Genomic DNA, 13,110 nt, shown 5'->3' with positions numbered 1-13,110 from the left:
TTTCTGCCATTGAACGGGGTATTATGACCAACCATTTTACTCACAGGCAGTGGCTAGAAGATGCTGAAGATATACAACACACTCACTCGTCAAAAAGAACAATTCAAACCTATCCACCCGGGCAAGGTGGGCATGTATGTGTGTGGCGTCACCATCTACGATCACTGTCATATCGGCCATGGCCGCACCTTCGTCTCCTTTGATGTGGTCGCGCGCTACCTGCGTTATAGCGGCTATCAGCTCAACTACGTGCGCAACATCACCGACGTGGATGACAAGATCATCAAGCGTGCCGCTGAAACTCGCGTCACCTGTGACGAGCTGACCGAGCGTCTGATTGGCGACATGCACGCCGACTTCGACGCCCTTGGCATGGTGCGCCCGGATATCGAACCGCGCGCCACCCAGCACATCGAAGAGATCATCGAGCTGGTAGAAAGCCTGCTCGCCAAGGATCACGCCTACGTGGCCGATAATGGCGATGTCATGTTTATCGTCGAATCCTACGCCGACTACGGCAAGCTCTCCGGGCAGGATCTGGAGCAGTTGCAAGCCGGTGCCCGCGTTGACGTGGTTGATGCCAAGCGCAATCCGCTCGACTTCGTGCTGTGGAAGATGTCCAAGCCCGGCGAGCCGACCTGGGAAAGCCCCTGGGGCCCGGGCCGTCCTGGCTGGCACATCGAGTGCTCCGCCATGAACTCCAAGCACCTTGGCAACCACTTCGACATCCACGGCGGCGGCTCCGATCTGCAGTTCCCGCACCACGAGAACGAGATCGCCCAGTCCTGCTGCGCCCACGGTGGCGACTACGTCAACACCTGGATGCACAGCGGCATGGTGATGGTGGATAAAGAGAAGATGTCCAAATCCCTTGGCAACTTCTTCACCATTCGTGACGTGCTGGCCCATTTTGATGCCGAAACCGTCCGTTACTTCCTGATGTCTGGCCACTACCGCAGCCAGCTCAACTACTCGGAAGATAACTTGAAGCAAGCCCGCACCGCGCTGGAGCGCATGTACACCGCCCTGCGCGACCTGCCGGTGGCCGCTGCTGCCGGTGGCGACGAGCAGGTGGCTCGCTTTAAAGAGGCGATGGACGACGACTTCAACACCCCGGAAGCCTACTCCGCCCTGTTCGATCTGGTGCGCGAGATCAACCGCCAGAAAGCGGAAGATATCACAGTCGCCGCTGGCCTCGGTGCCCGTCTGCGTGAACTGGGCGCCGTGCTCGGCATCCTGCAGCAAGACCCCGAAGCTTTCCTCAAGGGTGACGAAGCCGACGACGAAGTGGCCGAGATCGAACAACTGATCGCCCAGCGCAATCAGGCCCGTGCCGACAAGAACTGGGCCGCCGCCGATGCCGCCCGCAACCGTCTCACCGAGATGGGCATAGTGCTGGAAGACAGCGCCGGCAAAACCAGCTGGCGCCGTGCCTAAGGCCGGTGGCCCTGTTGCTGCCAACAGGCTGACCCAATAAAAAAACCGCAGCCCTTGGGCTGCGGTTTTTGTTTGTGGCCTGCCGAAGCCTAGGCATTCTCCGGTCTGATCCCCTCGCCCCTTGGGGGAGAGGGTTAGGGTGAGGGGAGCTAATGTCATTCTCCGGTGGAATGCCGTCCAACGCCTGCATGGCATGGCATGGCATGGCATGGCATGGCTTAGCCATCATCCCTGATGGCGCTCCTGACCCGTTGAACTCGACTCGGCGGCTTGCAGGGGGAACCAATACCGTGCCCGTCCGAGACTTTACTTATAACTTTGACTAAAATTTGTCTAGGTGTACAAAGAGTTGGATAACTATTTTGGACACAGAAATAAAAATGTAGAGTGAGACTGCTGTTTTACCAAGATATCATTTGGAATTCCATATATTGGCAAAATCAGCATCATTAGACAGCGGCCCTGGTATCGCCTTATCTATAGAAAATCTAATCGGTAGGTTAAACGCAGAGCCGAATGCTATTGCATCCCCACGAGGAAGTCCTGATATTTCATTAATTAGTTGTTCATTACCATATTCAACAGCATATCTTAATGTTGTTAAATCACGTTCATTAGTTAAACGTAATGACATCCAATTAGAGCACATAGCTAGAACTGTGGATGATAATTCGGATGGCCTTTGTGTGCTGACTAGTAATGAACAACCAAACTTTCTCCCTTCTTTCGCAATTCGCTCATAAGCCTTGACTTGATTTGACTCTTCATTATATGGATCTCTGATATATTGATGCGCTTCTTCCAAAACCAATAAAGTCGGGTGGCTATTACCTTGCCCCCGCTTAAATAATACTTCTGAATACATTTCAAGAAGTGCACCCAGTATAATAGGGGATAAGTCATCAGCAAGGTTCTTAAGGTTTATTATATGAACATTCCAATCATTATCATCACCACTTTTTTTACCAAATATGTAATCAACCTCATCATGCAGTGGCTTATCCCATACTTGTGCATGATCAATATGTTGGCCACCATCAGTATTAATCACAAAGTTGAATCTTGAGTCTTCACATAACTGATGAATGACTTTTATTAATGGAAGTACATTACCATAATTAAACGCATTTCTTTCCGTTGTATTTTGATTTCGGCTGGCGGTTACACATCCAAACTCAGCCACTAAGTTAGCAATCGCTTTAAATGGTGGCCATGATGCTTGTTTACTGACATTCATACTTAATAATGATTTTAACCATGCACCCAGATGTTCTTGGCTATCTTGTCTACAATCATCATACAATACAAATTGTGTATTTTGTTGAAAACTAGGTGGTGCTTGCTCTACCACTATTGAGGTTGTATCAACAGGGTGTGCTTTGACAAATGGTAATGAACGTAATGCATTCCTTAATGCTGGTAATTGAGTTTTATCACTCGGTCTTAATAGTTTAATAAGGCCAGACCATCCGAATGCTTGGTATGGTATTTTTCGGTGTGAAATATCTTCCTTTTTGAATAGCGTACTGGTTGGTTGTGTATCGATTCCATTTCCTATTATGGTCTGTTTTATTTTAGGCAGGCCCTCAAAGGCTTGAGCATACTCCCCATTAATATCAAAAATGACAATTCTAGAGTTTGAGTATTTTTCTGCGATATATCTAGTTATAATGGCATTGAGATTTGATTTCCCATAACCTGTACTACCTAAAACAGCCAAGTGTCGACTAAGTAATGAATTAATATTTGCATAAATTGGAACTGAGCCAGTTCTTGAATCAACACCTAATTTAATAGAATGTATTTTATCTGAAGTCGATAGGCCATAAATGACATCTAGAAAATGTTTCCCCAAAGGTACAGCTTTAGAACCTAGTGGAGGGAGCATCCAGTTCTCTGAAATGAATTCTAAATCATGTTCATTTTGAGACTTTATATACCCTATTGCAAAACATACTATTTGCCTTAAAGGTGTGCTAGATATGCTCAATAAACCATTATGCGCCTTATCTGGTTCAACAAATGCCATCTCGGCTACTTTGGCAATGATCAGGTATCGAGCAGCTTCAATGCCAATTAAATCTCCTGGTTGTGATACTGAGTTGATACCACTTCGATGAGATGCTAGTTGCCCCTTATGTTCATCTAGCAAGTTAAGTTTAATTTTTGTGCCTTCAAGTGAAACAACATAACCAATTTGAGATGAATCAGGACAAATCATTATATTTCTAGCCCTCTTGCAGAGTCTATGCTAAGCAGTGCATCTGCAATTATTTTTGCTGTATTATTTTGGGGGAATAAAACCGGCTTAGGTATTAATTCTACAAAGTTATTAAAATATGCATTTGAACCACCGATAATTGTCACTTGATTTAAGTTCATCTTCCTGATTTTATTTATACATTTTTGTGCTTCCGAAAGTTCTATACCAGATAGAACATTACGCTCTAGATTTTCTAGCTCAGGATAACAAATAACAATATGAAGTGTCGGATTTAATAATGCACCTAAAATCAGTCTATTTATGTGATAATCCCCAAAGCCATAACCGTTAACAAAGAGTGCACTTTGTGGTTTGGAGAGAAATTCACCAAACCTCCTAAACATTTCACCATAGACGAAACCAATAGTCTGACTATATTTATTGGCTCCAGGATAGATTAGCCTTTGATTATGGCTATAGTAATCTTTATTTAAAAGGGGTTCGATTATATCGCTGAATGCTTGTGTGGCTGTGCATTCAACAACATTTCCTTTTTCATCTTGATACCAAGTTAGAGAACCATGGAGTTTATAGAGATATAAATTATAATGGCCAAATCTAGCTTCGCCGATGGCATTTGTTTTTCTATATCCCAAATCAAAAGTATGAGGCTGAAATGTCCGGGTATGCACTCCAGAAAAGCCATTAACAATGCTTATCCCAGACTCTTCTGCTGCCCATTCAACGGCTAGGTCATAATTTGTTGTAAATATTGATGGCGCAGATTGACCTGGTTGGCGATTTGACAGAAGTTTTTCTATAAGATTCCTATGTTTATCAAATTTTGTGTTCGAGCCATTATTTAAAATTGGGAAATCACTGTCGACTAAAAGAGCTGCTTTTGTTACAGCTTTATATAAACCGATTAGAATGTCTTTTAGCTCTCTAGTATTGTTTCCTCTAATTTCCTCAACGTCGATGAATTTTGTTACGTTGTCAATTAGTAGCTCAATATTGACAGTGTTATCTTCTATTTCCGTGTCAGTGATTAATCTATATCTATCTTTAAGAATTGGCATCGAGGACTTATTGGTTGCACAGAAGTCACTCCATATTTCCCACATAACCTTTCCGCCTGCACTTTTTGATGCCCCAGCACCAAGAAGAATTGCTATGTTTTCTAATTGACACAATGAAGATAAATGACTCTCCAAGTCTTTTTGAGTTATTTCATTTCCGCCTTGATAGAATGTATTTTCCATGTTTTTCTCTAGGGAAGGTATAAATGATAGCTCGTAGATTCGATTAGCGAAGCGTAATCGGATGTTCGAGAAATATGGTGTTTTTATGGTGAAATATTCACTGTCTGGCCTTCAATATAAAGCCGTTTACCGATAGGGATATGTGCCGCTTGCTGTTGTACTCACAATGATTTTTTGCACCTATGCAACTATCTAGATGATATATGTTTTATTGGTGCAACAATCAGCTCTCACCATGGGGGTGGGAGAGTGGATGGTTACTGCAACGACTTGTTAGATTTATTCTGCTCAATCATTGCTGATCACCAGTCATTAAACCCCCCGCGACTACTAAACGAATCATCGAAACTACTACCAAAACTATCATTGATACCGCTGCTGAAGCTGTCATGGCTAACGTTAGAGCCGAATGCATTGCCTGCAATATCAACCCCACATTCACCGTCAACCATAGGTAGACCACTAGCAGGGTTAATTGTACTATCATCAACACCGCTACTGACAGAGTGGTTATCAATGCCGGTAATATTTTCATGTCTAGCCGAAGTATCAGAAAGCAATCCTGTAAACCAATTAAAAATACTCATGAATTTTCCTTGCAAAATCTAACGCCCGGTTAAGGGGCTGACAGGGCCGTAGGTTCGATTAGCGAAGCGTAATCGGACGTTCGAGAAATAAGGGCATTATTACTTCAAAGCATTCACTATCGGGCCTTAAATATAAAACCATTCCCCGATAGGGATATGTGCCGCTTGTTGTACGCTCAATGATTTTCTCCTCTATGCACTATGTCTATGAGACCTGTTGAATAGGTGCGACAGTCTCGTCTCAGATGGGGGCGAGGGGGGGGGCTCTGAGATAACAACCCGCCCGATCTTTGCACCGAAAAGGTTGGGGACTGTTACCGCGGTGCAATGCGCTCCGCTTATTGCACCCTACCGTTTCCCGCAGGGGAGAGGGGATTGTTGCCGCGGACGATTACGCTTCGCTAATCGACCCTACACGCTTATTGCACCCTACGTGCATATTGCCCCAACGTTTCGCCCGAATGGGAGGGGGCGACCCCTCCCATTGCTTGGTGCCCCATCCCCCTGGATGCTAGGATGCCCAACCGTTTTCTTATCCACCTTTATCAGTTATGGCAAACCGGCTCGTCGACAGTAAAAACAGCATCACTCGGGCAGGGCGCTGGCTCGCGACGCGCGGGGCCGCGCTCTTTGCCGAACTCTCGGAGTTTCAGCAGCGCATCTGGGTGGTCAGCATAGTGAACGACACCTACACGGATACCTTTATCGTCAATGAAGGCAGCTTTGAGGAGCCCATGCAGTGGATGCGGCGCAAGCAGTACAACGCCGATATGCTGCAGCGGGTCGATGCCATGCAGCGATCTCAGGTGATCCAGTTCGAGCTGGGTGACATCCGCCATCGCCTGATGCGGGTCAAATAACGCTGAGCATGGCCAGTGGCGACGGGCGTTGAGCCAAACGGCATCGACATCCGGCCAGCCAGTGACCCGTGCCGTAGGGTGCAATGAACGAAGTGAATTGCACCTCTATTCGACATTCGACGTGGGTTTGATTGCGGCGCAACAGGGTTTGCGGATTGCGCCATGCGCCTCACCCGTAAGGGGAGAGGGATGGTTACCGCGGACGATGACGCTTCGCTAATCGACCCTACGTGTTGCATGACGAAGCCGTACCAATCAGGCTAGTGACCCCTCACCCTAACCCTCTCCCGCAAGGGGAGAGGGGATGGTTACCGTGGACGATTACGCTTCGCTAATCGACCCTACGTTCATATTGCACCCTACCGCTCACCCGCATGGGGAGAGGGATGGTTACCGCGGACGATTACGCTTCGCTAATCGACCCTACGTTCATATTGCACCCTACCGCTCTCCCGCATGGGGAGGGGGATGGTTACCGCGGACGATTACGCTTCGCTAATCGACCCTACGTGCATATTGACCCTACCGCTCTCCCGTATGGGGAGGGGGATGGTTAACGTGGTGCAATGCGCTGCGCTTATTGCACCCTACCGCTCTCCCGCATGGGGAGGGGGATGGTTGCCGTGGACGATTACGCTGCGCTACTCGACCCTACGCTAAAGTCGCTACCGCCCCTGGCTGTCGCTGCCACATTGCGCCGTTGACCATTGATCACGAGAAGGGGGCCAACAGGCGCCGCTGGATATCTTACGGATTCATTGAGCGCTTAACTATGGCGGCCGTCACGCAACTATCAGAAACCGTAGGTTTTTTTGCGCTGGCACAAACTTTTATTAATTGGTGATTAGTCAATGGCTGTTGGGGTTTTGTACTGGTAGGGCGATGGGATGACGCCGTAAGGGGTGGGGCTATCACCTTGATTTAGAACGAGGCTCACAGATTTTTCGCCGCTGCCGGGTAGACTGGGGCCACTGCGGCGCTGCGCCGCCTCTGGATCAGCAGACAGGGGATAACTGAGCTGGCTCACCTTTATGTTGCACCGAATGTGTTACTGATGGAGGCGTCGGCCATGTCCGCTACCCGTATCTGGATCAAAAACCCCCTTGCCACCTTTACCCCCGAGGCCGTCGATGGTCGCGGCGGGCTGGTGATTGAAAACGGCCTGATAAGCGAAGTGCTGGCGGCGGGCCAGCAGCCTGCCCGGCCGTGCGATCAGCTGTTCGATGCCCGCGACCATGTGGTGCTGCCGGGCCTTATCAATACCCACCACCACTTCTACCAGACCCTGACCCGCGCCTGGGGGCCGGTAGTCAATCAGCCGCTTTTCCCCTGGCTCAAGACGCTTTATCCGGTGTGGGCCAGATTGACGCCGGATGCGCTGGCGCTGGCCAGCAAGGTGGCGATGGCGGAGCTGTTGCTGTCGGGCTGCACCACAGCTGCGGATCACCACTACCTCTTCCCGCGCGGGATGGAGGAGTCCATCGATATTCAGGTGGCGGCGGTGCGTGAGCTAGGCATGCGCGCCATGCTGACCCGTGGCTCCATGAGCCTTGGCGAAGATGATGGTGGCTTGCCGCCGCGCCATACGGTGCAAGGGCAGCAGCAGATCCTCGATGACAGTTTGCGGCTGGTGCGCCGCTACCACGAGCGTGGCGCCGGTGCGCAGATCCAGATTGCGCTGGCCCCTTGCTCCCCCTTCTCGGTGACCGAGGAGATCATGGTGGAGAGTGCCAAGCTGGCGGCCGAGCTCGATGTGCGGCTGCACACCCATCTGGCGGAGACGCTGGATGAAGAGGCGTTCTGCCTCGAGCGCTTTGGCCTGCGCACCGTCGATTATCTGGAAAAGGTGGGCTGGCTCGGTGATCGCACCTGGCTGGCCCACGGCATCCACTTTAATCCGGACGAGATTGCGCGGCTGGGGGCGGCGGGCACCGGGGTGTGCCACTGTCCGGTCTCCAATATGCGGCTCGCCTCCGGCATCTGCCCGACCCTGGATCTGGAAGCGGCCGGTGCGCCGGTGGGGCTGGGGGTGGATGGTTCGGCCTCCAACGATGCTTCGAACCTGATGCAAGAAGCCCGTCAGGCGCTCTATCTGCAGCGGCTGCGTTACGGCGCCGAGCGGATTACCCCGCGCAAGGTGCTGGAGTGGGCGACCCGAGGCTCGGCCAAGCTGCTGGGGCGCGGCGATCTCGGTGAGCTGCTGCCCGGCAAGCAGGCGGATCTGGCGCTGTTCAAGCTCGATGATCTGCGCTTTAGCGGCAGTCACGATCCCATCGCAGCCCTTATTTTGTGCGGCGCCGAGCGGGCGGATCGGGTGATGGTGGGCGGCAAGTGGCGGGTGGTAGATGGCGCCATCGAAGGGCTCGATATCGGGGATCTTATCGCCCGCCACAAGCTGGCGGCTGCGGCGCTGGTGCGCGGCTAGGGGAGATCAAACGGCAAAAAGAGAAGGGGCCCGCTGTGGGCCCCTTGTTGTTGGATCTTTTCGCTGCGCCGCTATTTGGCGGCGGGGGTAGGGAAGTATTTGCTGTGCAGCAGCGGGTATTCGCTGCTCGCCAGCACCTGAGTCAAGCCGGTCTGGAACTCTTTGACCAGCTCGTCGCTCACCGGATGGCTGAAGGCGAAGCAGAACTGCTCTGAGCTCAGCACCCACTGCTCCTTGAAGCGGGCAGGATCGAGTTTTTGCTCGACGATCAGCTGCTCCATGGTGGTCTTGTTGGTGGAGACCAGATCGACCCGGCCGGAGGTGAGCATCTTCAACGCCTGTGCCAGCCGGTTGGCGGCCATCAGCTTGGTCTCGTCAAAGCCGTTGTTGAGCAGCAGTTGCTCCCCCACATCGGCCCGCACCGCGCCGATATTGAACACTTTGGCATCGTCGAGCTTGGTAATGGCGATATTGCGCTCTGCCAGCCCCACCAGCACGATCTCGGCATACCCGATGGGGCAGGCCCATTTGAACAGGGGATCCCGCGCCTGGGTGCGGGCGGTGGAGAAGAGCACCGCATTGGGCTTTTGGGTCAGCAGGTAGTAACCGCGCGCCCAGGGCATGATGGTGACCGGCTGCGGCGGGGTGCTGGTCTTCTGCCACACCAGTTGCAGCAGCTCGACCGCGAAGCCGGTGGGGGTGCCGCTGGCATCGGCGTAGTTGTAGGGTTTGTACTCTTCGGTGATGTAGTGCAGTTTGCCGAGCTCAGGACTCGCTTGTGCCAGGGTGGCCAGCAGCGCCCCGGCTAATCCAATCCATGCTTTCATGTTTGCCATCCTGCTCAACGGAATCCTTATGCTCAAGTGTGACCATGCTGGCCGATTTCGCCACGGTAGCGGGAGATGTTGCCAAAACAGCTGCGGGATGTCAGTGACATCCCGCAGGGCAGGGATCAAGGGTTAGCGTACCGGCAGGTACTTGGCCTGCAGTTTCCGATACGCCTCCGAGGCGAGGGCGCGGGTCAGAGCCTGTTGGAAGAGTGTGATCTCGCTGTCAGGCATCTGGCGGCTGAAGGCGTAGCAGAGCTGCTCGGCGCTCAGCAGCATGGCCACGTTGAAATCGTCGCTATTGAGCTTGAGTTCGCGGATGGCGTCGTATCCCGCCAGCTTGCTGGTGGCGAGCAGATCGGCGCGGCCGGAGAGCAGCATCTTCAACCCCTGGGAGAGGCGGTTGGCCGGGATGATGTTGTTGTCATCCATGCCGTTGTTGAGCAGCAGCTGCTCGGCAGCATCGGCGCGCACGGCGCTGATCTTGTACTGGCTCATCTGCTCGAAGGCGGTCAGCTTGATGTTCTGCGCCTTGCGGCCCAGCAGTATGTACTCCGAGTAACCGATGGGGCAAACCCACTTGAAGAGATCCTCCCGCGCCTGGGTGCGGGCGGTGGAGAAGAGCACCACATTGGGTTTCTGGGTTAGCAAGTAATAACCTCGCGCCCACGGCAGGATGCGCACCGGCTGGGGCGCAACGCCGCTGTTTTGCCAGATCATCTGCAGCAGCTCGACCGCCAGGCCGGTGGGCTGGCCTTGCGGGTCGCTGAAGTTGTAGGGCGGGTACTCTTCGGTGAGGTACTCAAGCTTGCCAAGATCGGCCCGGGCCGTTGCGGTCCAGCAAAGCAGTACAAGATGACAGATCAACCATATCCTCATTGGGAACTTCCTTAGCGATCAACCTTGTTTTGAGTGTGACCACTAATAACCCAAATCGCCACTCGCTGCTGGTAACGGGATCCGGGCTATCCCGTTACCAGCGGGCGCGAGGTGTGCCTATGGGCTGATACGCCTCATCCCGCAATCCCACCAGCAGCGTCTTGCCATCGGCCTGTAGCCGGAACTCGCCGTAGCGGGCTGCCTCGTACTGCTCCCCGGTGCCCTCTTCAAAGAAGTAGGCATCGGGGCCGATCTGCCACTGCCGTTCGCTTTGATGCACCTGCAATAGCCGCTCATCGCTGGTGAGCTGATCCGGTTTGCCATCTGCCACCAGACTTGCCACCTGATGGGCATCGAGGCGGATCACCAGGGTATCGCTGCCGTTGTCTTGAGTCGCACGGGCATCGCGATTGGTCAGCTCGCGGGCAATTTCATAGTTCAGCCGCATGTAATCCCCCTGCATCAGGGAGCGGGGATCGACCGGGGCGAGCCGCAGCAGCACCACCTCGCCGCTGCTCATGGCACGCTCATAGCGCCAGACGGTGGCATTGATGCTCGCCAGGATGGCGAGGCCGCTCAGCAACAGGGCGAGTTGTCGGGTGGCTGGTTTCATGAGTCGCTCCTTGCCGCGAAGGTGTTGAGCAGTTGGCGGGCACCCAGCAGCAGGATGCCGGAGCCCAGCAGCAGCCAGGATTTGGTCATCAGGGTGAGCCCCAAATCGTAGTAGTAGAGGGAACCATAACCGAGCAACAGCAGGGCAGAGAGGGTCATCAGGCCAAGGCTGCCAGCATAGAAGCCGAGGATCAGCACCAGTGCGCCCGCCCCCATGCCGGGGATGATGGCGCTGAGCAGCACCAGCGGCAGGCCAAACAACAGGGGGAGCTTGAGTTTTACCATCACCGCCAGCAGCAGGGCGGCGCAGAGCAGCGGATTAAGCCAGAGCGGCAGGCGCGAGAGCCCCAGCTCGTCCAGCACGCTGCTGCCGCCATCCCACAACGGGTGGTGCAGACGGCCCAGCACCAGCAAGGAGAGGGCAAGCCCCAGGGTGATGGAGTGGTAGAGCTGGTGGCGCTCTGGATCCCTATCTGCCTGCAGCCAGCAGAAGGTGATGGCCGCCATCACCAGCGGCAGCGCCAGCAGTTGCAGCCCGAGGCAGGCGAGGCCCAAGGTCAGCAGCAGGGCCGCCGCCACGCTGTGAAACAGCCGCACCAGCCAGTGATCGAACAGCACGGCGATGGTGAGCGACAGCAGGCAGAGGCCAAGCCAGAGCAGGGCGTGATGATAGTCAATCTGATCGATCAGGCCATAGAGCAGCCAGGCATCGGCCGCCAGGGTGAGTGCCAGCACGAACTGATCCCAGAGATCGCCGCGCTGGCTGCGATTGAGGGCATACGCCCCCGCCAGCAGCACGGCTCCCAGCAGCAGGGCGCTGTTGGCTTCGCGGGTCAGCTGCTCGAAGGTGAGAAACAGGAAAAAGAGCAGGAACAGGGCGGCAATCCAGCCCACCAGCCCCAGCATAAAACGGCTCGACCAGTGGGGCTGGGTGTCACGGGGCATCTCCCCGTCCACCAGATTAGCCTGTTGCAGCGCTTGCCAAAGGGTCAGATCACTCATGGGACCTCCGTTGTTGTTGCAGCCAGCGGGCAGCGCTGACCGAGAGGCCGATGGCGATCAGGCTCAGCAGCAAGAAGCCGTTGATGTCGGGCTCCATCCACTTGCCCAGCGCCGCGAGGATGATGGCAATCAGGCTGAGGCACCCCATGGCGAGTCCGGCGATAAATCTGTGGTGCCAGAGGGCATAGGCGGCTGCCAGCCAACCAAGCCAGAGCGGCCACACTAGCGGGGAGGCGGCATCAAACAGCGCCAGCAGGGTGAGCAGGGTGGCCCCCAGACCCGCAGCCAGACCCGCCAGCCAGCTCGGCATCAGGCGCCAGCGGGCCGGTGCCAGCAGAAGCAGGCCCCAGAGGGCGGCGTTGAGCAGGGTCAGGCACCAGCCCAATCCCTCCTCATCGAAGGTAAAGAAGAGAGCGAACAGGCCGAGCCGCCAGTAGAGCACCAGCGCCAGCTGGCCGAGTAGCCAGCTTAAGGTCCAGAGCAGCGGGCTTTGGCCAAATGCCGCCAGCGGCACCAGCATCAGCGCCCAGGTGGCGAACAGCTGCCAGGGATCGGCGCCGGTCTGGTAGGTCTGACCCACCAGCGCCAGCAGGGCGCCGATATTGAGGGCGATAGCCAGCAGCAGCGCCTGACGGGGGGTATTCCCCAGTGGTTTGCGCCACAGCAGAAGCAGCATGGCGAGCAGTGGTGCCTCCAGCAGGGCGAGGCGGGACACCCGACCCAACTCCTGCCAGTTGAAGGCGACGAAGAAGATAAGGCCAGCCCCGATACAGAGGGCGCCGAGCCAGAGCAGCAGCCGGTCAAACAGCCACTGCCAGCGTGCCGGATGGGGGGGAAGATCGGCGAGGGTCAGGGCGTCCGCCAGCTTCTCTGGCGCCAGCCGTCCTTGTTTTACCCATTCGAGTAGCGTCTCTCTTGATACGTTGTGCATGGGGGGACTCCACGAGGTTTGCCCCATTATGGCATGAGGCACCCGCAACCGTGCACAGCCCCTTGCCGGTGTAGCATAGGCGCTG

The 13,110-nt window shown here is 54.3% G+C and carries 11 protein-coding genes; 3 read left to right on the top strand and 8 right to left on the bottom strand.

Annotated features, from left to right (window positions below):
* The first annotated feature begins 60 nt into the window (after positions 1–60).
* Positions 61–1,437, top strand: coding sequence for a cysteine--tRNA ligase (cysS, locus tag ACY8FN_RS16640; RefSeq protein ID WP_463100632.1), 1,377 nt, complete (start codon positions 61–63; stop codon positions 1,435–1,437).
* A gap of 412 nt (positions 1,438–1,849) precedes the next feature.
* On the opposite strand, the gene ACY8FN_RS16635 is transcribed toward cysS, so the two are convergent.
* The 3 genes from ACY8FN_RS16635 to ACY8FN_RS16625 form a co-directional block, all read right to left on the bottom strand.
* Positions 1,850–3,658: an ATP-binding protein gene (locus tag ACY8FN_RS16635; protein ID WP_463100631.1), complete on the bottom strand. Its 1,809-nt coding sequence runs from the start codon at positions 3,656–3,658 to the stop codon at positions 1,850–1,852.
* Positions 3,658–4,902 carry an SIR2 family anti-phage-associated protein gene (locus ACY8FN_RS16630; RefSeq protein WP_463100630.1) on the bottom strand — a complete coding sequence of 415 codons (1,245 nt, stop codon included), beginning with the start codon at positions 4,900–4,902 and terminating at the stop codon, positions 3,658–3,660. The genes ACY8FN_RS16635 and ACY8FN_RS16630 overlap by 1 nt, the downstream gene beginning before the upstream one ends.
* A gap of 302 nt (positions 4,903–5,204) precedes the next feature.
* Positions 5,205–5,489 (bottom strand): hypothetical protein, encoded by a 285-nt coding sequence (locus ACY8FN_RS16625; protein ID WP_463100629.1) that lies wholly within the window; start codon positions 5,487–5,489, stop codon positions 5,205–5,207.
* 551 nt (positions 5,490–6,040) lie between these two features.
* On the opposite strand from ACY8FN_RS16625, the gene ACY8FN_RS16620 reads away from it, so the two are divergent.
* The gene (locus ACY8FN_RS16620) at positions 6,041–6,349 is read left to right on the top strand and encodes a hypothetical protein (RefSeq protein ID WP_139427546.1); all 309 of its coding nucleotides are present in this window, start codon (positions 6,041–6,043) and stop codon (positions 6,347–6,349) included.
* 1,069 nt (positions 6,350–7,418) lie between these two features.
* Positions 7,419–8,774, top strand: coding sequence for an 8-oxoguanine deaminase (locus ACY8FN_RS16615; RefSeq protein ID WP_463100628.1), 1,356 nt, complete (start codon positions 7,419–7,421; stop codon positions 8,772–8,774).
* 71 nt (positions 8,775–8,845) lie between these two features.
* Here ACY8FN_RS16615 and ACY8FN_RS16610 read toward each other — a convergent pair whose 3' ends face one another.
* The 5 genes from ACY8FN_RS16610 to ACY8FN_RS16590 form a co-directional block, all read right to left on the bottom strand.
* On the bottom strand, positions 8,846–9,601 hold the full coding sequence (locus ACY8FN_RS16610) for a substrate-binding periplasmic protein (protein ID WP_463100627.1): 756 nt from the start codon (positions 9,599–9,601) through the stop codon (positions 8,846–8,848).
* A 132-nt stretch (positions 9,602–9,733) separates the two neighbouring features.
* Positions 9,734–10,480: a substrate-binding periplasmic protein gene (locus tag ACY8FN_RS16605; protein WP_463100626.1), complete on the bottom strand. Its 747-nt coding sequence runs from the start codon at positions 10,478–10,480 to the stop codon at positions 9,734–9,736.
* 94 nt (positions 10,481–10,574) lie between these two features.
* A complete protein-coding gene (locus ACY8FN_RS16600; protein ID WP_463100625.1) occupies positions 10,575–11,093 on the bottom strand; it encodes a GDYXXLXY domain-containing protein in 519 nt (172 codons plus the stop codon).
* Entirely contained in the window at positions 11,090–12,094 is a 1,005-nt protein-coding gene (locus ACY8FN_RS16595; protein ID WP_463100624.1) for a DUF4401 domain-containing protein, read from the bottom strand. The genes ACY8FN_RS16600 and ACY8FN_RS16595 overlap by 4 nt, the downstream gene beginning before the upstream one ends.
* A complete protein-coding gene (locus ACY8FN_RS16590) occupies positions 12,087–13,025 on the bottom strand; it encodes a DUF2157 domain-containing protein (protein ID WP_463100623.1) in 939 nt (312 codons plus the stop codon). The genes ACY8FN_RS16595 and ACY8FN_RS16590 overlap by 8 nt, the downstream gene beginning before the upstream one ends.
* Between the last annotated feature and the right edge of the window lie 85 nt (positions 13,026–13,110).

This window comes from Aeromonas sp. 160P, assembly GCF_055193095.1.
The sequence above is the reverse complement of the archived record's forward strand: the minus strand, read 5'-3'. Positions and strand labels throughout refer to the sequence as shown.